Here is a 25,210-nt window from a genome sequence, read left to right on the forward strand (position 1 = left end):
GGGAGCACTATAGCGATCTTGTGTCAGGTCAACTGAGAAAACTGTCGAATGCGTCAGGTCAACTGAGACTGCGCCAGCTCAATTGAGACGGGACACCGGCTCGCCCTCTGCCGACCCCCTGGAGCTGAAATCATCCTATACCAGACAGAAAAGATGTTCTGTCCGGTATGGGATTTTGCGTCGTTCGGGCGAATGGCCCTGCCCTCCGATTACTTCCCATCATGGGCAAGGAAAGTCCGGTGATCGAGGACGATGCCCAGCAGGCGATGAGCTTCCGCTCGCTGATCTTCCTGCTGTGCGTGCGTGACGGCTTGCCGAAGCAACTCGATCGCGTGGTCGAGATCCTCGGGGTTTTGGCGAATGTCGAATCGCCGGACGTGAAGCATTGCCACGTCCGTCCGGGCTCCAGCGGTACCCGGGTGGTTTGGCGGCATCGCATCCACTACGCACCGGCGCATCATGATGGCCGCGTCCAGAACGCCCGGGCTTTCGGTGCGTGAGGTTTCGCTCTCCAGCAGCGCCGCATAGCTGTCCAGAGCCCAGAGCGCCGCAGGCTCCGCCTCGGTTGGTGCCCCTTGCTCCCGCGCATGGTCGACCATCTCACGAAGCTGAGGGGCTACTCGGCCGACGTCAAGCGAGGCAACCAGCGTGGAGAGCGCAGCCGCCGCCTGATACTCGTACCGTTCTGGTGGCTCACCAGCTAGCGCCTGTCGGCGAATCACGTGGATCAGGGCGAGATCGGCGAGGGTGTCGACCTGCACCTTGGTGACGTCCAGCCGAGGGCCAGGCGCAATCGGAACGGCCTCGTGCAGTGCCTCGGCGGCCAGTGCCAGCACCGTGGGTTCGAGAACGATGTGTTCGTTCTCCCGCTCGACGGCTCTTTGGAGGTGAGCCTTCAGAGTGGCCGCGGGCGAGGGCTGATGGTCGGTCATCGGCGAGGCTTTCTCCCTCTCTATGACTCGGCTGACAACGCCCGGCGTCCTCGGATCCGTATGCGTTGACACTTGCGCTCAGCTGCCACCTAAACGTGCGGCGGTCCGCCTCGATTGTCTCCTTGATCTAGTGCTTCCGCAACGTCTTCGCCACCGCTCGCGCGATCGGATGTGCTGTTGAAGTGGGTTGCACTGTCTGCGCGCAGTTGTTCCTCCACCCCTCCGGGGCCGGGCGAGGGCAGGCCGTCTTCGCGGATCGTGATCACGTCCGCGACGCCTCCGTCTAGCAATGTCTCTCCTACAGCCTCAAGCTGCTGATGACTGACGTCGGTGCGGGCCCTTGCTCCCGCCACGATGAGCTCTGTGCCCCTCACCACGTCGAGCAGGTCGTGCGCGTCGAGATGCACGAACCGTCGGCTGAGGCTCGCCGACAACTGATCCTTCGCAGGCAGGCGGCCTATTGTTCATTGAGACGCTTAGCGGCCACTCGCCTGATACGCTTCGTGCTTCCAGAAGCCGCCAGGTAGGTCACAATCCCATCATTACGGCTCAGCGCGGCCAAACGCAGTTGCAGCCACTCGGACCATCCTTGCTCCGCATAGCAAGAATCAGCGTCCAGAGATAACTCAAGCAAGGACTCCAGAACACCAAGATCGTGCGCTCTGGCACCAGCGTAATCCTGATCCCGGGCCTTCTCAAGCCGGTGAACCCAGGCATCCCTGTCACCTGCCGGAATGATCTCCAACATGCGCAGGACGAGTGACAATGCGATCGCGGAATCGTCCTCTCGACCCACAACCCGGAACAGTAGACGGATACGCCGATCATCCGGGTTGGCCAGTGTGCGCTGGTACAACCGCCAACGCTGATGGCCGTCCTCGTAGTCGATCCGGCCTGTGCCGTCAAGCTCAGCCAGCTCCGCGATTACCTCGGCGAGTGAATTCATGTCAACATTCATCAAGCGTATTATTTGCCCGATATTCCCGCATCTTGTTCTTGATGCTCGACCGAACAACACCCCTGTACTTGTCCAGAATTTTCTGCTGCTCGGCTGTCAGCTCGACATCGCTTTGCAGCGGCTTACCGTTTTGGCCTATTTGGATATCATAGCCGCCGCCCTTCAGATGCCCGTGTGCAGGCCCGTGGTCATTTGCGTATATCTGAAAGATGTATCTCCCTGATCGGAAGAAGACACCGGATCTGCGGGATTTCTCATCGTTATGGACGAGGACGGGTGTGGTGCCAGCGTTCACATAGTACGTGTTGATGTCCTGGACGGTGAGGTTGTGGACTCGCCTGTCAGCCGTCCACTTCTTGACCGCCTCGACCTGGACATGGGTGCCGGCGGCGGTGCGCAGCCACATCCCGGGCTTGAGGTCACCGGCGCCGGCCCACTCACGCAGTTCAGGCACCCAGAACGGATGCTCGTCGGTGGCGATGACCAGGCCCCTCTTGTCGCCCTTCTTACCGTCGGTGTCGACGGTGACCTGCACTAGGTTCTTCTGGCCCTCGCCGATGATGGTGGCGACCACGGGCTTGGCCTCGGTCTCGCCGGTAACCGGGTCCGTGGCCATAACCTCGTCGCCGATCTCGACGTCTTCGATTGCCTTGTGGGCACCGTCGGCCATGAGGACTTTGGTGCCTGGTGTGAAGCTGTTGCTGGCGAGACGGCAAGTGCTCGGCGCCTTTCGCCCTTTGGGCGCTTTGATGCCCTTCGGCCCGAGTATCGAGAGGACCAGGTTGGTTCCGTGCTTGGATGCTCGGCGTACGTCTCCATCCCTGACTGCGTCGACCCATTGACCGGCTTCGCTGCCGAGGCCAGCGACCGCTTGAGCTCCGGTGCAGAGTGAGCAGGCGACATTGCTGCCGACGTATTTCGCGGCGCTCAGGAGGCCCTCGTCGCGGAACTTCTCATACGCTGTCCGGTAGCGGTCGGCTACCGCCTTGAACGGGTCGGTGACCATTCCCTTCAGGGCGTCTCCGACGCCGGCTCCGGCCTTGCCGAAATGGTCGGCCAGCCCGCGGAGTCCGTCACCGGCCAGTTGGAGAAGGCTCGACTTGGACACATCGCGGACGACCGGTCCGGCACTGTCCACTGCTCTCTTGTAGAGGTCCTGCACTTTGTTGTTGTGGTCCGCGACCACGTTGCGAACGGTGGACAGCCGCTTGGCCGGCACCTTCGGGTTTGTGGAGACAACCTCTTTCCGGTTGGCGTAGTGCGGTCGGGCGGCCGCCTTGGGCGGGGGCATGGCATTGTGTTTGGCGTTCGAGTCGGCCCTCGATCTTGCGGCCGCTGTCACGGCTCGGGCCCTGGCCAGGGCCGCCTCCCGAGCCGCCGCCGCGCTGTAACGGCCAGGGCCGGAAACGTCCCTTCCACCGCCACCGCCGCGTGGCCCGGAGATGGTGCCGGAGGCGGTTTCGATGAGGGCACCACAGCCGGGTCCGGACAGGCTGGTCAGCTGCCACCGCTCGTAGTCGGTCAGCGGGCAGTGCCCGGTGGGATCTGTGACGTTGACCGGGTCGGCGTTGGCGTAGGTGTAGCGGTTGGCCTGGACGCTGGGGTCGGGGTTGAGGTTCCAGTCGTCGCGGCTGGCGAACGCTCCGGTGCCGGGGGTGTACCAGCGAGCGTGCATGTTGACCTTGCCGCTGGTCGGGTCGGTCCAGTCGCCCTGGTAGCCGACGGCTCCGGCCGTACCGCCTTCGGGTTCGGCGATCACTTCGCCGAAGGGTGAGTAGGCGGTGGAGTCGGTGAGGGAGGTGAGGGCTGTGTTGGCGGGGTCGAAGCCGCCGATGATGTCGCCGCGCTGGTCGGCCAGTGTCACCCGCTGTCGCTGGTTCTCGGTGACCGCGAGCAGGCTGCCGGATGGGTCGCGTGCGTATTGGGCGGGGCCGTCGGAGACAGGGTCGGGGTCCGTGCCGGCATAGGTGAAGCGCGTTCCACCGCGGGTGGAGACACGGTCGAGCCCGTCGTAGGTGTAGGTGATGGCGCCTTCGGTGGCGAGCCTGTCGAAGGCGTCGAAGGCCAGCGGTGCCGTTTGGCCGGAGCCGGTTCGGGAGGTCTGCGTGCCGCGTGCGGTGTAAGTGTAGGTGTGGTCGCCGTCGGACAGCAGGCGGTTGCGTGCGTCGTAGGTGGCGGTCTTGGCACCGTTGCGGGTGCGGTTGCCCGCGTCGTCCCATGCGTAGGCGGTGGTGTCGCCTGCGGCCTTCCAACTGGTGAGGCGGCCCGCGTGGTCGTAGGTGTAGGCGTTCTGTGTTGCGCCTGCCGTACCTGCCGTGATCTTGCTAGTGACGCGGTCGGCGAGGTCGTAGTCGTATCCGGTGGACGCGACCACGTTGCCAGCCGCGTTCTTGAGCTCATCGGAGGTGATGCGGCCTAGGTCGTCGTAGCCGAGGGTTCTGATGCGGCCGGAGCCGTAGTCGAGGGTCTTCGGCAGGCCTGCCGCGTCGTAGCCGAGGGTCTGGCGCAGGCCGGTGATGCCGTCGGTCACAGTAGCCAGGCGGCCCTTGAGGTAGGTGTAGTGGCCGGTGCCGGAGGCGTCGGTGCGGCCGGTCATCAGCCCGTCGGCGTCGTAGTCGAACGTGGCCGCGCCGGATGGGCCGGTCGCGGTGAGTAGCGCGCCGCGGTCGTTGTACGTGTAGGCGTCCTCGCCGCCAGGCGCTCCTGCCTTGGTCAGACGTCCGGCGAGGTCGTAGGCGAGGGTGCGGAGGGCAGTGGTCGCCTCGGCCCCGGCGCCGGTCTCGCGGACGAGCCGGCCAGCCGCGTCGTAGGTGCGGTCGCGGACGACGCCGCCGGGCGAGGTGAGCCGTACCGCATCGCTGTTGGCGTTGTAGGAGGTGGTCCAGGTACGGTCGGCCAGTTGCGGGTGAGCGGGAGTGGACGGCTCGGTCACCGACTCGGGCAGGCCGAGTGTGTTGTAGGTGTAGACGGTCGCATTACCCCGTCCGTCGGTGGTCCGGGTGCGATTGCCAGCGGCGTCGTAGCCGGATGTCGTCGTGATGGTGTGGCCGTCCGAGACGGGTTCGATCATGCGGACGAGCCGGTCGGCCGCGTCGTGGACGTATGCGGTGATCCGCTGGAGCGGGTCCTTGACGCTGATGAGGTTGCCGGCGGGGTCGTAGCCGTAGCTCTCGGATCGCTTCGGGGTGCCGTCGGGAGCCAGGCTGGTCGTCGTGGATAGGCGACCGAGGGCGTCGAAGTCCGTGCGCGAGGTGCGGCCGAGCCCGTCGGTCGTGGCGACCTGCCGTCCAGCGAAGTCGTAGCCGTGCCTGGCGATGACGCCTGAGGGGTCCTTGATCTGAATGAGGTCGCCGGCCTTGTCGTAGGTGCTGGTGATGACGGCGTTCGTCGGGGTGGTGACGGTGGTGCGGTTGCCGGCGTCGTCGTAGCCGAAGCGCGTGGTGAGGTTCTGGAGGGCCGGGCGGCGCTCGACCACGGTGGAGGTGGCCTGCCGGTCCAGGTCGTCGTAGGTTGATTCGACCCGTGCCCCGGTGGGGTCGGTGACCGAGAGGACCTGGCCAGTGCGGGTGTAGCTGTAGCGGGTGAAGGCCCGGTCGGCGTCGGAGGCGGCGGGTTCGTCCAGTGTGACGAGGCGGTCGAGCCGGTCGTAGGTGTAGCGGGTGGAGTCGCCGGCCGGGTCGAGGGTCTCGACGACGTTTCCCGCCGGGTCGTACGCGGTACGGGTGACCGGTGTGATCGGTTCTCCGCCGGGCGGGGTGTAGGCGGGGGCTGTCGTGCTCGTGGGGCGGCCGAGCCGGTCGTATCCGGTGCGGGTGACGTTCCCGAGCGGGTCCTTGCCAGCCACCGGTTCGTCGAAGGCGTTGTAGCCGGTGGTCCAGGTGGGGGTGACGGTCGTGGCCGGGATTCCGCCGCTCTCGGCGGACACCGGCGGGCTGATCTCGCTGGTCTCGCGGCCGAGCTCGTCGTACCGGTTGGTGGTGGTGAAGGCTGCCTTGTCCGCGCCCGGTACGTTGCCGCGCGGGTCGGTGGCCGAGACCTGTAACCCTCGCTGGTCGTACCCGTACGACGTGGTCAGCGGGGTCTGCCCTGGGGCGGTCTGCTTCTCGGTGATCAGGTTGCCGGCGAGGTCGTACTCATATTCGACGACCTCGCTGGATGCTGGCACCGTCCAAGGGACGTTGGAGGGCGCGCCGGACGTCGTGACCTTGGTGACGTTGCCGTTCTGGTCGTAGCCGAAGGCAGAACGCCTGGCCAGTCCACCGGGGTCGACGACGGTGGCGGCGATCGTGCCGGCCGGGTCGACGGTGTGCTCGGTGACGATGGTGCCGTTGCCGGTGACCTGGCGGGTCAGGTTGCCCGCGCCGTCGTAGACGTTGTTCTCCAGCACGTAGTCGCGGGTGGAGCCGTCGGGGTTGCGGAAGTTTTTGAGCGTGGCGCTCTGCAGCAGGTCGTCGCTGTAGTAGCGGTATTCGACCCGGCGGCCCATGGCGTCGGTGCTGCGGGCCTTGCGGCCGGCGAAGTCGTAGGCGTAGGACTCCAGCACCAGGTAGTCGCCGGGTGTCTCGTCTGCCCCGTCGGGGTCGTCCTCCCAGTCGCGCAGCCGTACTTCGGCGAGCATGTTCCGGGCGGTGTAGCCGTACTCGTACCGGTTGCCGTTCGGGTCTGTCATCGACGTGGTGTTGCCGGAGCGGTCGTAGGTGTAGGAGGTCTCGCCGCCCTCGGCGTCGATGGCCCGCTCGACCCGGTTGTGCTCGTCGTATTCATAGGTGGTCACGCGCGGGGGCTCACCGCCGAGCAGGTCCTCTACTTTGGTGGTCGTGAGGTTGCCGTCGGCGTCGTAGGTCATGCTCGTGCGGCGCTGGTGGCGGGTCCCGGTGACCGCGTTGGTGGTGGCGGGCTCGGTGACGGTGGTGAGGTTGGAGCGTGCGTCGTAGGTGAAGGTGGTGGTGACACCGCTCGGGTAAGCGTCGGAGGTGGTGGTTTCACTCAGCGTGCGCCCGAGCGCGTCGTATGTGAAGCTTTTCGTCTGCCCCGATGGCAGGCTCGCCTTGGCCAGGTCGCCGTTGTGGCGGTAGTCGTAGCGCGTGACGGCGCCTCGGGCGTCGGTGCTGGTGTGTAACAGCCCGGACGGCATGGTCCCGTCGACGGCCGCCTCTGCTCCGGTGGTGTAGGCGTGCCTGACGGTCGTGTTGTCGGGACTCGTCTGCGAGGCGAGTTGCCCGGTGGCGTGGTAGGTGTAGGTGGTCCGGTACCGGTTGTCGGACGGCCCGGATGAGCGCCCGTCGCGGTGCTCGGTCGGCAGGTCGTTGCGCGGGTCGAACGGATCGGACGGCGCGGCCGGATAGGTGGAGTACTCAGTGTGGCACTGGGTGGAGGCACGGCAGGTCCGCTTCGAGGTGACGTTGCCGCGGTCGTCGTGCCCGAGGGTGATGGTGTCGCCGTTCTCGTTGGTGATGACGTTCTGGAAGCCCTGCTCGTCGTAGGAGAACGAGCGGATCGCCATGCCGTCCAGGTTGTGGCCGTCGAAGACCGGGCCGCTGGCCTCGCCGGGGATTGTGGTGCAGAACGCCACGTCCTGGGGGTCGGGTGTGGTGCACACCTTGGTGGGTGAGGGCGTGGGGCTCGGGGTGGGGAGCGCTTCCGCGCGGTCCTCGTCCTTGATGACCAGGCCGGTGGGAGAGCCGGATCGGATCATGTGTCCGGCGAGCGCGTCGTACTCGTACAGGTAGGGCCTGCCTGCCGGGTCGCGTACCTCGACGCCGCGGCGCAGGTCGGCGTCCCCGCCGTACACGCTGGCCGCGCCGATCCGCCAGGTGCCGCCGTCGCCGTCGGTGTAGTCGGTGACGCGGCCGGTGGCGCGGTCGTAGGTGGCCTCGGCGGCCAGCTTGCCGCTGGGCAGCGTCACCGTGGTGAGCTGGTCGGCGGCGGTGCGACCGTATTCGTAGTGTGCGCGGACCGTCTGCGGGCTCAGCGGGTGGGCGTACACCGCCACCTCGTCGATGGTGCCGTTGTAGTGCCGCTGGGAGGCGGCGCCCCAGCCCGTCCAGGACGCTGGGGAGGTGGCGTAGGCGGCGCCGACCTGATTGAAGGTCAGCGCGGAGGTGTCGACGGTGGCGGGGTTGGCGGTGGTGGCCACCTCGGCACCGTCAAGGTACAGCGTCTGCTTGTCGCCCATCGAGGACAGGACGACGTGGTGCCACCCGCCCTCATTCACCTTCCCCGGCGATCGCATGGGAGCGATGGACCCGTTCCAGAACTGGCCGCGCAACAAGCCGTCCGACCCGTGATAGAGCAGGGGCACACCAAGGGTGGAGGCCGTGCCGAGCGCCTTGTCCTGGTAGCCGATCAGCGGGCCGCCCGTGCCGGTCGGGTTCGCCTTGAACCACATCTCGACCGCGACGTCCCGGCTCTTCTTCACCGTGCCTTTCGGGAGGTCGAGAACGGACGTGGTGCCGTTGAACCCGGCCGCGGTGTCCCCGGCTCCGCCGATCGCACCCTGCTGTTCGAGGGTGACGTTGCGGTACGTGCCGCGGTCGGTGCCGAGGTTGACGGCGACCTGGCTGCCGGCTGCGCTCGCCCCGGCGGGGTCGCCGAGCCGCCAGTAGGATTCGGGACGGTCGCCGAGCACGGCGCTGTGATAGAGCGAGCCTGGCGTGTAGGTGTAGGTGGTGCAGGCGTTGGCTGGCGCGCACACCTGGGTCAGCAGGTCGCCGGTGTAGGCGTAGGTCCACGTCAGGGGTGCGCCGTTCACGGGGTCGGTGCGGACGGTGGCCACGTGGTCGCCCGACCAGGTGAAGGTGAGGGCGCGTCCTGCCCGGTTGGACTGGCTGTTGGACACCTGTGCCTTGGCCAGCCTGCCGTTTTGCTGGTCGTAGGTGAGTTCCACCGAGTGGGCCGCGGCGTCGGTGATGCGCACCAGGCGACCGGTGCCGGAGAACTGGTAGGACGTCTTGGCCTTGTCCAGGAGTAGGAAGTTCGTCCCGTCGAACGTGAGCGAGGCCGTACGTCCCTGGGGTGGCGCGAAGCTGCCGTCCGGGTTGCGGCCGAACCGCACTTCCTGTCCGTCGGGATAGGAGACGACCACGTTGCCCGAACCGTCCTCGTCAGGGGTGAGGCGCATGTCGTAGCGCGTGAACCAGCCGGCGCCGAACGGCGACTTTCGGCGGGGGTCCAGGCTGTTGTAGGAGCGCACCAGGTCCAGGCCTGTGCCCACGGCGGCGGCTGAGGCGTCCACAGCGGCGGTGGAGACGTTGCCTGTCTGCGGGTCGAAGTCGCGTTCCTGCGAGCCGTAGGGTGCTCCCGCCACGCGGGAGGTGACTGCGGGTTGCGGCACGTGGGTGAGCAGAGCCGAGTACGCAGTGGGCACCTCGGTGGTGGCGTCCTTAACGAAGCCCCGCCACAGGTACTGCTCGCTCCACACCAGGCGGCCTGCCGGAACCACCCATGCAGGGCTCGCCTGGTAGGCCGAGGACGTGCAGTTCACCGGCTGGCCCGCCGTGTCGCGGCGGCACACCTCGAACTTGTAGCGCAGCGCGGTGCCGGGTGGTGCGTCGATGTCCACGGCCCGTGCCCAGAGCTGCGGCGTCAGCGTCTGGGCCTGGTAGCCGTTGGGCGGGAACAGTTCCTGGACGACTGGTGGGATGTCCACGACCTGCAGGACGATTCGCCCGGGTGGCACTTGCTCGTCGGTGAACACGACCCCGCCGCTGCGCACCATCGTGAAGTCGAGGAAATAGGTCCCGGGCGGCAACGGTTTGATCGTCGCCTCCAGCGTCACCTTGCCGCCGCGTGCCACTGTGCTGGGCAGGTCGGCCGACCGCTGCTGCGTCACTGACTTGCCGGTCTTGGCGTTGTAGACCCGGTAGGCCAGGTAGTAGCCGCCCGGCGTCCACGCCGCAGCGCTCAGGTTGGTGACGGTGACCTTCACCTTGCCCGCCTGGTTCTGCAGCACGGGAGGCTCGGGGACAGGGCTGGGGATCGCGTACTTGGCGTTGTAGGGGCTGTGCGTGACGTACAGCCGCGGGGGGTTTGCCGATGTGGGGCCGGCGATCCGCTTCCAGGCGAGGGGGTCGCTCGCGGACGCGCGCAGCGACAGGCCGTTGTTGTCCGCGCCGTCCGCCCAGCCCTGGACCAGCTTGCGGCCGCCGGCGCCCAGGTCGAGGAGAGTCACCTTGGCCGGGCACGGCGAGCGCGACTGGCCGAGCGCGATGTGCCCGTAGGCGAACGATGACGAGGCCAGCGCGCCCCCCACGGCAGGACCGGGATGGGAGTGTCCGGTGCCCGCCGACCATGACTGCGTGACCGGGTGCACGCTGATCTGGCGTGCCTTGCATGAGGCCGCGTCGAAGTTCACCAGCGACAGTTGCGCGCCGAAAATCGTGTGCCCGCGCAGCCGGTCCACTAAGTCAGAGAACTTCAGGTACGACGCGGCCGGCTCCCCGCCTCGCGGGCCCACCAGCAGTTCCTCGCCCGCCGGATACGAGCGGCCGCCGTGGACGACCATGCCGGAACTCGCGCCGTCGGAGGCCACACTGGGATCCACCGACACAGGGAACTTGCGGTCAGGGTCTCGCAGCCACTCCGCGTCGAGGTCCACCTGAAGAGCGAGGCCGCCGTCGACCGTGACCAGTCGGTACGTGACGCCTGCGGAGGTCGCGTCGGCGGCGTCCCACATGTAGCCCGCGGGGATGGTGGCGCGCCGCCGCCCGGCCGTGTCGGTGAGCACCACCTGCCCGTCCTCGACGCGCGCGGTCAGTCCTTTCAGGCCCAGGGGGAAGACGTATCGGCGCGGCGCTTCGGGTGAGTGCAGCACCAAGGTCTCCTTCACCCCGCCGGGAACCGGCTCCAGTCGCACGTCGCCCCCTCCGGGAAGGGCATCCCGGTAGGTCACCGCGTCTTCGGATGCATGCCCGGCCACCGGGCGCGCGCCCGCGAGGGCGAAGGAGAGGTCGATGACGCCCTGCCTGTCGAAGCTGATCCGGGCGAGTTCGGGGGCGTCCGCCCGCGCGGCCAGTCGGATGTCCACGGCGTCGGCCTTGTTGCGCCACGTCCCGTCACCGGCCGGGGTGAGCCTTGGGTCGATCGGCGTCCAGGCCCCGGTCTCCTCGTCGCGGTAGTTCACCGGGACGGTCGAGAACTCGGTGGTGCTGCTTCCGTCGTCGTTGATGAAGCCGCGCTGGTACGTGCCCCGCAGGCTGGCGATCTCCCGGCTCGTGGCGCTGTCGAAGGTTGCGGCGGGTGGCTGTGGTGGTTCCGCCACCCGGGCGACGTTGGGCTCCGGCTCGCTGGCGGGTGTCGGGCTTGCTTGGGGAAACCGCGACCGCAGCGTCGCCGGTATCGTCCGGTTGCCCGAGGAGCCAACGACGTGGGGCCCGCCCGCAGCCGATCCCCACGCCTGGCGTGGTTTCGGCTGCGGGCGCCCTGCCTCCTCGATGGCTGCCGAAGGCGGGGCGGTCGCGACACCGGCGAGCCCGCCCGCGGCCGTGCTCGCGAGCATCGCCAGGCTCAGGGCCACGGCCACGCCGTACCGGCCCCAGGGAAGCCGGCGCCGTCCGGGCATCGTTCCTCCAGCTGATCGAGACGGTCGCGGATGAGATTCGGGCTACTTGGGCGGCGCGGGCAGGTTGTGCGGAACGAACCGCACGGGCTCATCCCCCGTGGCCCGCGCCAGCCCCGATGAGACCTCGTAGAACCTGGTGGAGTTGTCGGCGTCACGGGCAATGAACGCCCACGTCAAAACACCCGTACGGGTATAGGTGAGCACGGTCGGGTCGGCCGCCGCCACGAACGAGTCCGCCTCGCCCTGGGCCTTGATCCAATCGCGCCACTGGCCAGAGCCCTGTGCCGTCTCGCCGGTGCTGTGGATCTTCCCGTTCGCGTCCCTGGCCACGACCTCGGCCTTGCCGCTGACCGGGCTCAGCAGCGCCGCCGGAGAGCCGGCCGCCACGAACGAGCCGACCTGCTCCCACGTACCTGGGAAGGCGCCCGCCGCGTCCTGCAGCTGGGTGACGATCGAGCCGTCGCCCGCGCGGGCGAACACGCGAAGCCTGCTGCCCGGGTAGAGCACCACGGCGGGGGTTCCGGTCAGTCCGGATCCGCCGAGGCTCGTCATCCCGGACAGGGACCCGCCGGCGTACAGGCCCGTCTTCAGGGTCCCTGCGGTGTCTCGGGCGAAGACCTGCAGTCCCGCGGCCACCCTGACCACAACGGGGGCACCGGCCAGACCGGTCATGGCCAGCTTGGACCAGCACCCCTGTGTGCCGTTCTGCCCCTCCTGCGGGGACGCCCACAGGGTCCCGCCCGCGTCGACGGCGAAGGCGACGAGCGTGTCGTCGGAGCGCCTGGCGATCACCGGAGGCGAGGACATCAACCCGCCAAGGTTGGTCCAACCGGCCCAGGCCGGCGGCTCCTTGGTGGCCTGGGGCCGCATCCAGACATGGCCCGTGGTGGTCAGCCCCATGACTCTCAGGCGACCGTCGGCCTGCTCGATCATGCCGGGGCGGCCGCTGACCGCGGAGGTCTCCACATCGGAGATCACCTGCCACTGGACCGAGCTGAAGTCGTCCGGGCTCTGCTGGCGTCCATGCAGCAGCCGACCGACGTTGTCGCTGTAGGCGTACTCCAGCGGGGCCGCGAACGCACCCGGCGCCTGGCTCGCCTGCAAAGCGGTTGTCGGGGAGTACTGCTCGACGGCGACCTCGGGGGCGGCGGGCGCCGCCGGCGGCGTGCACGCTTGGACCGTGTAGGAGTACACGTCCACCGACAGCTCCACCGGATGGTCACCGGCGTTGTAAACGGTGATCCGCCCGTCTGAGCTCAACCTGGCGATGACGGCGCCCGCGTTGTAGTAGGTCATCGTCGGATACCCGACCACCCACGTACCCGGCATGGTCGCACCCGTGGGGAACACCCGGACCCAGCCGTTGTCGGTCGAGCTGCGGACGGTCAGGTTGATCCCGACCGACGTGACACCGGAGGCAGGCACTCCGCCCTTGCCAAGAGGTGAAAAGATGTAGCTGGCGAGCCCTCCGACGCTGGCATTGCTGACGATCCGCGCCGGCTGGACCGGCACGAAGGTCGAGCCGACGACCGCGGCCTCGGGCGTAGCGAAGTACCCCGACACATCAACCCAGATCGTGGCCGGGACCGTACCGGCGTTGCTGATGACGACCTTGCCGTCCGCGCCGAGCTGTGCGATCACGAGGTTGTCCTTGTAGCCGTTCGGGGTGGCGTGCAGGTTCACGTCCGGCGGCCTGGCCGTACCTGACGGGTGGACCGTTAACCGCGCCTCCGCAGTGGCCGTGCCGATCAAGGTGAAGACCACCTGCGACACCCCCGAGGTGGGCACGCCTCCCAGGCCCAGCGGGCTGAAGGTGTACGTTCCCCCCGCGGGCACGACCGGCTGGGACAGGACACGGGCAGGTGTCAGGCCCACGTAGCGCGACCCCGGCGCCGAAGCCGGCGTGACGGCCGCCGGTGTGAGGGTGTAGCCGTGCACATCGGCCACCGCCGATACCGTCAGCGTACCCGTGTTCTTGATCTTGACATGGCCGTCCGCGCCGACCTTCACCAGCAGAAGGTCGTTGTTCCAGACGTCTCCGCGGTAGCGCGCACCTGTCACCGCGGGCTGGTTGCCGTCGGAGGGGTACACGACCAGCCCGCCCTGACCCGACGCAGTCGCTTTCGAGGAGAGATTCAGCGCGACCAAAGCCACCCCCGCCGCCGGTATAGACCCCACGCCCACCACCTTCAAGGTGGCGGTCGCGCTGCCCGCGATCGTCAGCGTTGACGCCACCCGTACCCGGGCCCCATAGAACTGTCCCGGCGACGGTGGCAGCCAGGCTGGCGACTGGGCCACCTGCTGCGCCTGCGCGGCCGTCTGTGCTATCACAACGCCCCCCAGCAACACCATCAGTGCCGCGGCGGTCGCCGATAAGCATCTCAAAACATGGCTTCGCATATACGTCCCCCATTCAGCCCTTCCGGCACGAGGACCGGACATGGGCAACACGATTCAGCGCTGGGCCTTCCAACACTCGATAACAGACCGAACGAAAATTCAGATCTACAAATGCCAATCGACGACCCCTGCCTTGAACTGCGCATCGCGAGGTGGGTAACCGGACATCGCGCGATCGGAGCGCTGTGCGCTCCTGGCGGGCCCGCGCTCGATCTGGGCATGTGACCAGCCATCGCGTCCCGCGCAGTCAATCTGTACTCAGCGAGCAATGCTGGCGAAGCCGCGCAGGCAGGGGAGGCACCGAGTTCTCCTCGGGCTTTTGGAGCACCAGACGGATGGTTCCCGCCCTGTTACTACCAAGTCCCTGCTCCTTCTATGATCGCCGTCGGCGATCGGCCGACTCTCATGCCAATGCCTCGGCATAGCCAGGGGAAACCGTCTTGCTCACCGAATACGGGCACGCCGTATCAGCCGCCCTCCCATGGTCCTTTCCTTCAGATGCCGCGCACCAGTTCGCCACGTGAATCTACGTGATTCTCTCCGTGCCAATTATGTGGGTGACCGGTGCAGACCCTGCAGCGACTGAGCAACGGCCCTAACAGGGTCCGAGAAATGTCGAGCACAGCACGACGAGCAATCACGCGGAGCCTTTCGGTCGGTACGGCTTCTTATGGCAAGACCTTCCTTGCCGAAAGGCTCCACATCTGTCTCAGACCTTCTGTGACTTCTCTAGAAAGACCCGAAACACCATCATCGACATCTCGGATATCCGCAACCATTCGAATTAACCGTTCTCGATCACCTCCAGGACGACACAACCCATGGCGCGTGTGCACTCGGCAAAGTCGCGGAGACGACCGTTCTCGTAGAGATGGACGGCCACCCTCGTGGCTCCACCACGGACGTTGGCCGACATCGTGAAGCCGTGCCTGACGGTGGCGCTACAGGCGTCCCTGACCGCCCGTGACAGGATAGTCCGACCGCCGTACACCGTGTAGACCACTGACCGGCAGCCTGAGGCCGCGCGCAACTGCCCACCGACCCGGATCGAGCGGTTGTACCAGATAAGACTCCCTTTGGCGTAGGAGTTGCCGTACTTAACGTGGTATTCCGTGCGCGGGTACGCGGCGGAGCGTGCTTGCGCGGCCGGCGCGATCCCGGCGGCGATAACGGCTCCTATGCAGGCCATGGCAACCACTCGCGAGATTCTCATTGTTCCCTTTCCTTTAGAGAGGTTTTCAAGCGGCAGAATATAGAGCTTGGCCGGGCAAGCGACCGGGCTCGGCCATTACCCTGCGATCAAATTTCTGTTTTCCTGCCATCAGAGTTCCCGTCGCGCCCCATAGAGCCTGGCGAGGCGTTTGTTCCATTGGCCGGCAAACACCTTTCGGATCGCTACGGCAGCACCGCCGCTCGCTTGCCCGACGCAGGCGCAAGGTGGGATGCCTCGCATCGCGTCGTCCAAGCGCTGCGTGCTGCGCGCGGCCTCCTCTCGAACTGGCCCCCGCGCTCGCCATCGTCTTCCCGCGTGCCCCGTGACCTGCGCGATCAGCGGCACGACGGTGGCGATGACGCGGGTACGCGGATAAGGGCGCATCGCGTTCTCCTCGGACTTTGGATCGAGCTGCCATCGATTAGTGCACCAGACGCCGGTCCACACGCGGTCCACACGCGGTCCACACGCGGTCCACACGCGGTCCACGGAAAATGAGCCGGCTGGATCGCCGAGACAGCCACCACTGCCTTGAGCATCACAAGATTTCGATGGTGGAATCGGGGGGCGATCGATCTATTACGGAGGTCATGGTGGAATTCCGGCTACTGGGCCCTATCAGGGTCCGTGACGCCAAGGGGCAGAACGTGCACATCGCGCGCCCGAAGCACCGGCAGGTGCTGGCAGTGCTGCTCACGGCGGCCGGGCAGGTGGTTTCGGTTCATCGGTTGACGGCTTGCCTGTGGGAGGATGAGCCGCCGCTGTCCGCCCGGGGGAACATCAAAACCTATGTGTGGACCTTGCGCCGGCTGCTGTCACCGGGCGATCCGGCGTCTTCGCCGATCGAGACCAGTGGCGACGGCTACCGCATCACCTTACGGCCGGACCAGCTCGATCTTCTGAGGTTCCAGCAATGGACTGCCCAGGCGCGCTCCGCCCTGAGATCAGGCGAGCTCGGGCAGGCCGAGAAGTTGCTGGAGCGGGCCATGTCGCTGTGGCACGGCGACGTCTTCGACGGCACCCCGCTGACCCGGAGCCTGAGCGAGATCGCCGCACAACTCCAGCAAGAGCGGCTGAGCGCCTTCGAAGACTGGATGGAGGCGCGGCTGGCCCTGGGCCTGCATAGAGAGGTAGCCGATCAGCTGCGCCCGTGGCTGAGCGAGCATCCGCTGCGCGAACGCTTATGGGGTCACCTGATGCTCGCGCTGTGCCAAGACGGCAGGCAAGGGGCGGCTCTGCACGCCTTCCACGATCTGAGAGAACACCTCGCAGCCGACCTGGGAGTTGAACCGAGTCCTCCGCTCAGGCAGCTCCACGAGCGTATCCTCGCCCAAGATCCCGGCCTGTTCCTGCCGCCCCCCGATCAGCGCGGCGTTCGGCAAGCGCCTGACATCAACGTCCCGTCAGATCACTTGGGCGAGCCGTCCAGATCAGCCGAGGTGAAGTTCCTGTTACTCGGCCCCGTAGAAGTGCGTGTAGGCGGGGAAACGCTCGATCTCGGACCCGCCAAGCAACGCACGGTGCTCGCGGCCCTGCTCGCCGACGCCGGCAGGCCAGTGCCAGTGGCAACGCTAATTGAACGAGTGTGGGCTGACACGCCTCCGGCGCAGGCGCGAAACGTCCTGTACGCCCACATCACGCGGATCAGACAGTCGCTGGCACTGGCACGACAGGATGGCAACAGTCCGTGCCTGGAGCGAAGCGATGCCGGATATGTGCTGGAAGTCGACCGGGACCAGACCGACCTGCACCTGTTCACTAGCCTTATCAAGCGGGCGCGAGAAGCGGACGATGCCGGGCGGGCGCCGCTCCTACGTGAAGCGCTGGATCTGTGGCGCGGCGTCCCTCTCGCAGGGTTGTCAAGCGCGTGGGTCGAACTGCTCCGGCAGGAATGCCATCGGCAGCGGCTTGACGCGGCGGTGGACTGGGGCCGGGCCGAGATCCGGCTGGGCAACCACCAGACCGTCATCGACCGCCTCCACGTCCTGATGGCGGACTACCCCCTCGCCGAACCGCTCGCGTGCGTCCTGATCCGCGCACTCCACGGCGCCGGACGCACCGCCGAGGCACTGAAGTGTTGCGCCGGCATCAGCGGGCGACTGGACAACGAGTTCAACGTCGGTCCCGGAACCGAGCTGCGAGAACTACATCAGACGATCGTGCGCGATCACTCCGCACGTGCCTCGACGACTTCGGCCGCGCTCGACCTCGTGGCACAGCTGCCAGCCGACATGCCCGGATTCTGCGGCCGTCACCCCGAACTGGCGAGACTGAACGGTCTCCTGCCATCCGCTGCCGAGCGGCCCGCCACCATGGCTCCTGTCGTGATCACGGGGACAGCGGGTGTGGGGAAGACCGCCCTCGCGGTGCACTGGGCTCACCAGGCAGCGCACCGGTTTCCCGATGGCCAACTCTATGTCAACCTGCGGGGATTCATGCCCAAGGGGCAGACGATGACCTCCGCCGAGGCGCTGCGCGGTTTCCTGGACGCACTCGGCGTACCGCCTGAGCGCATCCCCACCGAACTCGACTCCCAGGGCGCGCTGTATCGCAGCATGCTCGCGCGCAAACGTATGCTCATCGTCCTCGACAACGCCCATGACGCCCAGCAGGTCCGACCGCTGCTGCCCGGCTCGCCCGGCTGCTTCACCGTGGTGACCAGCAGGGACCGGCTGACAAGCCTGATGGCCACAGAAGGCGCTCAGCCGCTCGTACTCGATCTGCTCTCCACCAGCGAGGCGCGCGATCTGCTGATGCGCCGCCTTGGCAGGGAGCGGGTGTCAGCCGATCCCCGAGCGGTGAACGAGATCATTGACCGGTGCGCGCGGCTCCCGCTAGCCCTGGCCCTGGCTGCCGCGCACGCCGCCGTCCGCCCGGGCTTCCCGCTCGCCACGCTTGCCGCCGATCTGGAGGACGCGCACAACGCGCTGGACGTGCTCACCGGACATGACGCCCTCAGCGACATCCGCTCCGTCCTGTCGTGGTCCTACCGCACGCTCGACGCGGAGCCGGCGAGGCTGTTTCGGCTGCTGGCCTGTCATCCAGGGCCGGACATCGCCGCTCCCGCAGCGGCCAGTCTGGCTGGAGTGCCGCAACCGCGGGTGCGACTGCTGCTGGGCGAGCTGACGCGCGCGCACCTGCTCACCGAGCATCTGCCTGGCCGGTACGCCTTCCACGACCTGCTGCGCGCCTACGCCACCGAACTCGTCGGCACCCTCGAATCCGAAGACGACCGCCACGGCGCGCTTCGCCGGGTGCTCGACCACTACCTGAGCACCGCATACAGAGCCGCTACGTTGCTCCAACCGCACACCCAACCCATCGCTCTCGGCCCGTCCCACCCTGGAGCCACCACCGAGCGCTTCGCCGACCCCGACGCTGCGATGACGTGGTTCACAACCGAGCACCAGGTGCTCCTGGCGTCGATCCGGAAGGCGGCTCGACTTCGCTGCGAGACCCACGCCTGGCGGCTCGCGTGGGCGATGGGACATTACCTCTATCCGCGTGGCCACTGGCAGGACTGGCTCGCCACGCAGCGCATCGCTCTCGAGAGCACGCGGCGGACCGCTGACAAAGCCGGGGAGGCCTGCGCAGTGCGCGAACTCGGCCGCGCCCACGCGGCTCTCGGCCGCTACGACGAAGCAGCCACCTATCTGATGCGGGCCCTCGACACGGCAGAGCAAATGGGCGACCTCACGGCCAAGGCCCACGCGCACCAAAGCATGAGCGCGGTGTCCTCCTACCTGCATAAATATCGGCCCATGCTGCGCCATGCCAAACGTGCCCTAAACCTGTTCCGCGCCACTGGCAACGCTGGCGGACAGGCCAACGCCCTCAACGCGGTGAGCTGGGCTCTTAACCATCTGGGCGAGTGCGAGCCAGCCGTCCCCCACTGCCAGGACGCGATCGCCCTGCAGCAGGAGATCGGGGACCGGTGGGGCCAGGCGTCAACGCTGAACACCCTCGGCTACGCCTACGCCAAGCTGGGCCGCCCCGCGCAAGCTATGACCTGCCACCAGCACGCCACCGACCTGTACCGGGAGATCGGCGACCGCTACCACGAAGCCCTCTCCATCGACCTACAGGGCGACGTCCACCACGGTACGGGCCACCATGACGCGGCACGACAAGCATGGAAGCATGCCTTGAGCATCCTCACCGAACTCGGCCACCCCCAAGCCGAAACAGTCCGAGCCAAATACGCCCACCAGCTCGGTGCCCACCGCCCTGCGCACGGCAGAGAACCGGGCAACGATGGCGTCGATCAGATACTCGTGCGAACACAACTACCGCAGCCGGATCCCCTGGTATGAGTACAACGACCACCTATTCGCAAGCCTGCACAGCGAACCGCCCCGAGATCCACCAACGGCACGGTCACATCCGGGGCAGCCATCCTCATGAGCACTGCCGACACGAGTCTCATGCCGTCGGGCAGCTCACAGAGAGTCACCGGACGATGCACAGGCGGATCATGAGTGACAGCAGCACCAAAAGGCACATGCCAACCATGTACCGCAAGCGTCACTCGGGACATACCAGGGTCGTGACAACTACCTGTCGTTACTCCTCGGGAGCGACATGCGAGACGACAAGATGACTGTCAAACGACATGTTCGCTGTCACGGGACAGACAGTGAGAGCAGGCCCCTTCCCCCGCTGCCGGTCGATTGCTCGATAAGGAATCTTATGTCAAATAGAACATGTGTTCTATTCTTCGTGGAAACTGGTGCCTTCCTCCAAGAACCGACCTGTGCTCCCCTCATCGTGGTTTGAGTTGGCCTACTCGGACGAGATGGGCGTTCGACGACAGGGGTCCCCTTCGTCGTGCTGGCATGTCCCCTTCGAGCGGATGACGCCTTCAAGGGCGTTCCCGTCCTTCAAGGGCCAGAAGAACTTCACGGGAACCGGGCCGGGTACTGCCGGGCCTGATCTCGCGCTCGAGACGCCAGCGGGCCACCCAATCCGGCTCCGGCAAGAGCCACCAGGAATGCTCAGCCGTGATCCTTGCTCTCACGATGGCGGGAGGTGCAAGGACCACGGACTGTTACTCCGTGCGACCAGGATGACGCTGGGGCGGGGCCAGGAAGTCGCGTACGAGGCGGTCGTAGCGGTCGCGGTCCACGTTCCACGCCTCTGTGTGCTCGCCCTGCGCGAACGGCTCGAACTGGATCTGCCATCCCAGGCGCCCACCGGCGGCGGCGAGGTCGCGCGCCTCCTGGATCGGGTGCTCGGCGTCGGGCTCGGTGTGGATCAGCAGGAGGGGCGGGCGGACCTGCGGCGGGTGGCGGATCAGGCTGAGCGCGTCCGGGTCGATCCCAGTACGCCACTCGATGACCTGGTTCGACAGTCCCACCATGAAGGCGGGCAGGTGGTACTTCCTGACGGCCTGTTCCGCGGTCATCCGCATGTCGATCAGGGGGGCGTCCAGGATGACCCGGTCGACCAGGTTCGCGAGCGGTGACTTGCTCAGGAACTGGCCGACGAGCTGGCCGCCCATAGAGGTGCCGTACAGGATGAACCGCCGCGCCCCCATCGCCTGCGCCTGGCGCAGGGCGGCCTCCAGGTCGCGCCACTCCGAGGCGCCCAGGTGCAGCAGCCCGTCAGGGGAAGGCGGCGCTCCCTCGTCGTTGCGGTATGTGATGTCCAGGAAGGGCAGCGCGAGTTCGTGCACGACCGGCAGGACTTTCAGCTCCGCCTTGCGCCGCCCGTTCTGCCCGTGAACGGCGACGACCCAGGTGCTGCCGGTGCCGGGCACGTACCAGGCGGGGGCAGGTCCGAGCTCCGTGGGAACCATGATCTCGGAGTAGCCGATCCCCCAGGCCACCCGGGGATCGCCGGGCGGAACATTGCCGAAGTAGCCCGGGGTGCCCACCGAGGGGGCCGGGCCGCGCAGCACCTTGCGGGTCACCCTGCCCGGCGCGCGGGACACGACGTCGCCGAGCATCGAGTACGTGCCGCTCCACTCCAGCCAGTACGTGCCCGGCTTGCCGGACTCGCGGGTCAGCTCCAGTGTCACCAGATCACCCTGCACGGCCAGCACCCTGGTGTTGCTCGTCCCGTAGCGGACGACCTTGACCGCTTGATCGCTGCCCCACCACGCCCCCAGCCCCGTGGCCGCGACCAGGACGACGAGAATCGCCACTCCCGCGACCAGCGCCCATCGCCGGCGGCGGGGTCGCCGCTCACTTTCCGATGCCATCGAGGATCCTCCTCACCGTGCGCTCGCACAGACCCCGGAATTCGGCTTCGTCCAGGCCGATGCGTCCCCCGTGGTAGAGCTGTACGAGGCCCTGAACGGACGCCGTCACCGTCAGCGTCACCTCCAGCGGATCGTCTTCGCGCAGCAGCCCCTCGCGCATGCCCTCCTCGACCAGCACGACGAGCATCGAGAACGGTGGCCCGCCGCCTTTGAAGTCGTCGGGGAAGCGCCGTGCACGCTCGCGGTGGTCGGTGATGAGGAAGTTGTACAGGTGTGGCCGCCCGAGGGCGAAGTCGAGGAAGTCCTCCATGAGGCCCAGTGCCCGCTCCTCCCAGAGACCGCCCGGCGCCCGGCTTCCCCACCCCCCAGCCAGTTCCCTGAACGCCCGGCCGGCCACCTCGTCGAGGAGCGCCTGGCGGCTCGGGTAGTGCTTGTAGGCGGCCATCGGGGACACCCCGGCCAGGCTGGCCACCCGCCGCATGGTCACGACCGCGGCACCCTCGCTCACGAGAATGGCCCGCGCGGCATCGATGATCTTCTCCGCCGTGCCCGAAGATCTCATGGCGTACACCGTAAACCATCAGGTGTACGTCGTAAACCCGCGACGGCGTCCTCTGCCACCGCCTCATGATGACGGCGTCCGCTGGCTGGCAGGGAACGGCTGAACTCCCCCGGCTACAACGACGACAGCGTGTCAGGCGTATCGCGACGCTGCGGTCAACTTCGTTGGGGACCAGCGGATGACGTCCGGCGGCTCGCCGGTGTGATGGTGAGCAGAGTCGAGCAATCCTCGTCGAGCCGGCGGTATGTGCTGGTTAACGAGCTGGGCCGAGGCGATCTGACTGTCTTGAACGTAGTGGCCGCTCTGGACGGGCACGCCATTCGCATCAGCGCGCCTGCCTGACGCCGACCAACGCCCACCATGGCATGCAGGGCCGCCGACGCACTTGCCGCGGTGTTCGCGCAGCGGGCGGGGCGCCGCGACGGCGGCGCCCCGCCGAGCGGCAGGCGCTGATCGCGGTGGCGGCGCTGGGCGTGGCTCCCGTCTCCCGCCACCTCGGCCCCGTCTCCGACATCGGTGCGGCGCTGCCACACGGGTCCCTGCTGGCCAAGCGCTGGGCCAGCGCGCCGCTCAGCGTGGTGTCAGCCGACGAGGTCTCCCCTCGCGGTCCAGGGTGAGGAGGTCACCACCAGCGGTGAACTGGGCGGAGGTGACGCCGGTCAGGCGCATGGTCGTCCTTCCATAGGTGTCCACGATGTCCAGGGTGCCGTCGTGGAGGAGGGCGAAGCGGCGACCGGTCGGTGCGGCGGAGACCTGCGCTTCGGTGGCGATGTCCCGCGCCCAGAGTTGCCGTCCGTTCCGGTTTGGCGGCGATCGCGCCGATCATTCTCGGGGCCACCGAGCGTAGGCTGCGTCGGCCGCAGCCGTTCCGAGCATCGCCTCCAGCGACGGCGATGCTCGCCGCAGGGCGGTTGGGACTCGCCGTGTCTCGGGACAGCCGTTCAGACCCTGCCAGTTGCTGTAGATCAACTCTGTGCAACAATCTGCGACACGCCGTTTCGGATGTGGCGTATGCAAACATCGGTACGCGATGATGCTCCGCATGGCAGCTATCGCTGGACGCACACGACGCGCTGATTCGGGCGGCGTCTATGGATCGCTCGGTGGTCGCGTGAGCCCCAGGATCCATAGGCTCGCATGGGACGGCGCCGCCCGGGACAGCGTGTCCATCTCGCTCTACCTGGAGCGACTGGTGGAAGCCGACCCGCTGACCCGCCGACCGCCGGCTGGGCCGGTACCGCGGCGTGCCCGCGTCCCCACGGGGGACGAGGTCATGCTGTCGGGACGGGTCCGGCCGGAGGTGCGCGTGGCGGCGAAGAGGGGTGCCCGTGCCCGTACGGTGCCGATCTGGCGCTATCTGGAGATCCTGGTCGAGGCTGCCGAGGCCGCCGAACTCGGCCAGGAGAACGCTGAGCTTGTCGTCGCCGAGCATCCCGAGCAGCTCGATCTCAATTTGATGAGCGCCTGATGCGCTGCCCACGCCAGGCTGAAAGGAGCTTTTGGCCGCCACGGGCAAGCGTGTGCGCCACCCAAGCACTCACGCCCCAGCCATACGCCCGAGCTCAGCTTCCAGAAGGAACTGCAGCTCTGTCGCAACACTGAGAAGCGGCCGCCTAGCCGGTACGGCGGGCGCGCCAAGGAGACGACACGTGCAACAAGAAAGCCCCGCCGGAGAGCGGGGCGTTTCCTGACGAGCGATCCACGACGTCGTTCGGCTCCCACATGGTTTCGCAGGCCCTGTGAGCTGAGCAACAAGGAGGATCGTCCGGCTGATATGACCGCGTCGGCCTGGCTGGCCGCCCGCGGGCTTTGTTGTGCCTCCATCTAGCTCTGGAGACTTCGCCATTATGGCATCAGAACGTGGGGCCATGCCAGCATGCCTCCAAACGGGAACTGTGGCGTGTCGGACACCCGCCACCAAAACGACCCATCAGCGACGCCGATCCGGTGTGCACTGGACGGTGTTCACCGGCGTGTCGAACACTCAGGACCTCCCTTCGCGGGTACTCATCGCCGCCGCAGTGCCGCGCGGGATGCGCCGAGCGGGCTCCCAGCGTGCGTGGCTGCGCGCCCTGAAGGAGGACGCCAGAGTCCTGGAATTGCGCTGCGACGGCTACAGCAGCTTGGTCCTGGTCGCCAACGTCATCTGCTGGCATGCGGATTGGAGCACGATGTGCTCTCGCCCGACCATCCATCGGATCATCGAGCGCACCGGACTGGCCAAACCGACCGTGAAGCGGTGGGTGCGCTGGCTGCGCGAACGCGGCTGGCTCGGCACCGTCGAGCAGGGGAGCATCTGCAGGTTCCGTAAAGGAACCTGTGCGGGCCTGGTCGACGACGGGTTCGGCAACAGGGCTGCGGTGTGGGTGCTGTGCGTGCCGCGCCGCACGGCCGCCGACCGTATTCGCGATCACACAAAGGATCAGGGCCGTGATCAGGAGGAAGGCGTAAGTGAACCCCCTTCTGCTTCTTCACAAAGTGAAGAAGCACCTATTCCCACGCGCGCAGGCGAGAGTCGTCTACCTTTCCGCGAGCAGGAGCATTCCCGCATTTCGCCGACATGGCACCTGCACCGGACGCCGAGGACCAAACGTGACAGACTCGCGGCCTGCGAACGACTCCGAAGGGAGTCGCCGGTGTTCCGTCTGATGTCGCCCTGGTACCTGCGGTGGCTTCTCAAGGATTTCCTCGATGCTGGGGCCACCCCCGCTGATCTGCTGCATGGCCTGGACGTACGAAGCGACGACAGCCATTGGACGTACACGTGGAAAAGCATCCGCGAGATCCGCCATCCTGCCGGGTGGGTGGTGCACCGGCTATCAGCGTGGATGGCTCCGAACGGGCAAGTGCTGCTGCTGCCGTCCCAGCGGCGGGCGGCGGTCGACGAGCGGCGCCGTGCTGAACAGGAGGCGCGGCGGCGAGAGTGGCAGGCGATGGCCCAGGCCGCCGGCTATGTGTTCGCCCCCGGCCCGGGCGGCGAGGACACCGGCGAGCACAGGACGGGTCCCGAAAATACGGCGACGTCTCCCGCGGTGGTGGCCAAGCCGAACGCGGCGTTCCGGGCGGTGCGTGCAGAGATGGAGCGCCACCGCCTGGAGAAGATGGCGGCCGAGGAGAAGATGTTTGCCGCCTGGAGAGCACAAAGGGCGCGGAGAGTGTGATGACCGATGCCAAGCAGTGGGCGGCCTTGGCTCGCGAGGGGCTGGCCCTCTCTTCGCCGCGAGCAGCGAAGACAATCCAGGAGCGTGAGCTGGAGGCCGCGAGACGGCGTCTCACATCGCGGTCGAGTGTGTCAACGGACACGCTGACTTCCATGTAGGCGGGCATTGGTTTGCCAGGTGCGCGGACATCGGTTCTCCAGGCGTGGCCATGGTTTTCCAGGTG

Annotated in this window: 12 protein-coding genes; 4 read left to right on the forward strand and 8 right to left on the reverse strand. The window is 67.2% G+C overall.

Annotation, left to right across the window (positions count from 1 at the left end; all coding sequences use genetic code 11):
- Positions 1-209: 209 nt before the first annotated feature.
- The 6 genes from ACZ6S0_RS52105 to ACZ6S0_RS52130 form a co-directional block, all read right to left on the reverse strand.
- A complete protein-coding gene (locus ACZ6S0_RS52105; RefSeq protein ID WP_465928466.1) occupies positions 210-932 on the reverse strand; it encodes a hypothetical protein in 723 nt (240 codons plus the stop codon).
- 89 nt (positions 933-1,021) lie between these two features.
- Positions 1,022-1,339 (reverse strand): hypothetical protein, encoded by a 318-nt coding sequence (locus ACZ6S0_RS52110; RefSeq protein ID WP_465928468.1) that lies wholly within the window; start codon positions 1,337-1,339, stop codon positions 1,022-1,024.
- A 50-nt stretch (positions 1,340-1,389) separates the two neighbouring features.
- Positions 1,390-1,890: a hypothetical protein gene (locus ACZ6S0_RS52115; protein WP_465928470.1), complete on the reverse strand. Its 501-nt coding sequence runs from the start codon at positions 1,888-1,890 to the stop codon at positions 1,390-1,392.
- The gene (locus ACZ6S0_RS52120) at positions 1,880-11,449 is read right to left on the reverse strand and encodes a LamG-like jellyroll fold domain-containing protein (RefSeq protein ID WP_465928472.1); all 9,570 of its coding nucleotides are present in this window, start codon (positions 11,447-11,449) and stop codon (positions 1,880-1,882) included. Before ACZ6S0_RS52120 ends, ACZ6S0_RS52115 begins: the two co-directional genes overlap by 11 nt.
- Before the next feature lie 42 nt (positions 11,450-11,491).
- Positions 11,492-13,684: a DUF8189 domain-containing protein gene (locus tag ACZ6S0_RS52125; protein WP_465928474.1), complete on the reverse strand. Its 2,193-nt coding sequence runs from the start codon at positions 13,682-13,684 to the stop codon at positions 11,492-11,494.
- 949 nt (positions 13,685-14,633) lie between these two features.
- On the reverse strand, positions 14,634-15,062 hold the full coding sequence (locus ACZ6S0_RS52130; protein ID WP_465928476.1) for a hypothetical protein: 429 nt from the start codon (positions 15,060-15,062) through the stop codon (positions 14,634-14,636).
- A 494-nt stretch (positions 15,063-15,556) separates the two neighbouring features.
- On the opposite strand from ACZ6S0_RS52130, the gene ACZ6S0_RS52135 reads away from it, so the two are divergent.
- On the forward strand, positions 15,557-19,375 hold the full coding sequence (locus tag ACZ6S0_RS52135; protein ID WP_465928478.1) for an AfsR/SARP family transcriptional regulator: 3,819 nt from the start codon (positions 15,557-15,559) through the stop codon (positions 19,373-19,375).
- Between the two features lie 734 nt (positions 19,376-20,109).
- Here the strand turns inward: ACZ6S0_RS52135 and ACZ6S0_RS52140 are convergent.
- Positions 20,110-21,264 carry an alpha/beta hydrolase family protein gene (locus tag ACZ6S0_RS52140; RefSeq protein WP_465928480.1) on the reverse strand — a complete coding sequence of 385 codons (1,155 nt, stop codon included), beginning with the start codon at positions 21,262-21,264 and terminating at the stop codon, positions 20,110-20,112.
- Positions 21,248-21,826 (reverse strand): TetR/AcrR family transcriptional regulator, encoded by a 579-nt coding sequence (locus ACZ6S0_RS52145; RefSeq protein ID WP_465928482.1) that lies wholly within the window; start codon positions 21,824-21,826, stop codon positions 21,248-21,250. Before ACZ6S0_RS52145 ends, ACZ6S0_RS52140 begins: the two co-directional genes overlap by 17 nt.
- Before the next feature lie 365 nt (positions 21,827-22,191).
- Between ACZ6S0_RS52145 and ACZ6S0_RS52150 the strand changes: the two genes are divergently transcribed.
- From ACZ6S0_RS52150 to ACZ6S0_RS52160, 3 genes are all read left to right on the forward strand, one after another.
- Positions 22,192-22,443 carry a hypothetical protein gene (locus tag ACZ6S0_RS52150; protein WP_465928484.1) on the forward strand — a complete coding sequence of 84 codons (252 nt, stop codon included), beginning with the start codon at positions 22,192-22,194 and terminating at the stop codon, positions 22,441-22,443.
- Between the two features lie 494 nt (positions 22,444-22,937).
- Positions 22,938-23,294 carry a hypothetical protein gene (locus tag ACZ6S0_RS52155; protein ID WP_465928486.1) on the forward strand — a complete coding sequence of 119 codons (357 nt, stop codon included), beginning with the start codon at positions 22,938-22,940 and terminating at the stop codon, positions 23,292-23,294.
- Positions 23,295-23,775: 481 nt separating this feature from the next.
- The gene (locus ACZ6S0_RS52160) at positions 23,776-24,987 is read left to right on the forward strand and encodes a hypothetical protein (protein ID WP_465928488.1); all 1,212 of its coding nucleotides are present in this window, start codon (positions 23,776-23,778) and stop codon (positions 24,985-24,987) included.
- The last annotated feature ends 223 nt before the right edge of the window (positions 24,988-25,210 follow it).

The organism is Nonomuraea sp. NPDC051298 (genome assembly GCF_055586305.1).

What these genes read in the sequence shown, in the direction of transcription:
- ACZ6S0_RS52145 (WP_465928482.1), bottom strand. Translation starts at nt 21,826, where the DNA reads ATGAGATCTTCGGGCACGGCGGAGAAGATCATCGATGCCGCGCGGGCC.
- ACZ6S0_RS52105 (WP_465928466.1), bottom strand. Translation starts at nt 932, where the DNA reads ATGACCGACCATCAGCCCTCGCCCGCGGCCACTCTGAAGGCTCACCTC.
- ACZ6S0_RS52135 (WP_465928478.1), top strand. Translation starts at nt 15,557, where the DNA reads ATGAGCCGGCTGGATCGCCGAGACAGCCACCACTGCCTTGAGCATCAC.
- ACZ6S0_RS52115 (WP_465928470.1), bottom strand. Translation starts at nt 1,890, where the DNA reads ATGAATGTTGACATGAATTCACTCGCCGAGGTAATCGCGGAGCTGGCT.
- ACZ6S0_RS52120 (WP_465928472.1), bottom strand. Translation starts at nt 11,449, where the DNA reads ATGCCCGGACGGCGCCGGCTTCCCTGGGGCCGGTACGGCGTGGCCGTG.
- ACZ6S0_RS52150 (WP_465928484.1), top strand. Translation starts at nt 22,192, where the DNA reads ATGCAGGGCCGCCGACGCACTTGCCGCGGTGTTCGCGCAGCGGGCGGG.
- ACZ6S0_RS52140 (WP_465928480.1), bottom strand. Translation starts at nt 21,264, where the DNA reads ATGGCATCGGAAAGTGAGCGGCGACCCCGCCGCCGGCGATGGGCGCTG.
- ACZ6S0_RS52130 (WP_465928476.1), bottom strand. Translation starts at nt 15,062, where the DNA reads ATGAGAATCTCGCGAGTGGTTGCCATGGCCTGCATAGGAGCCGTTATC.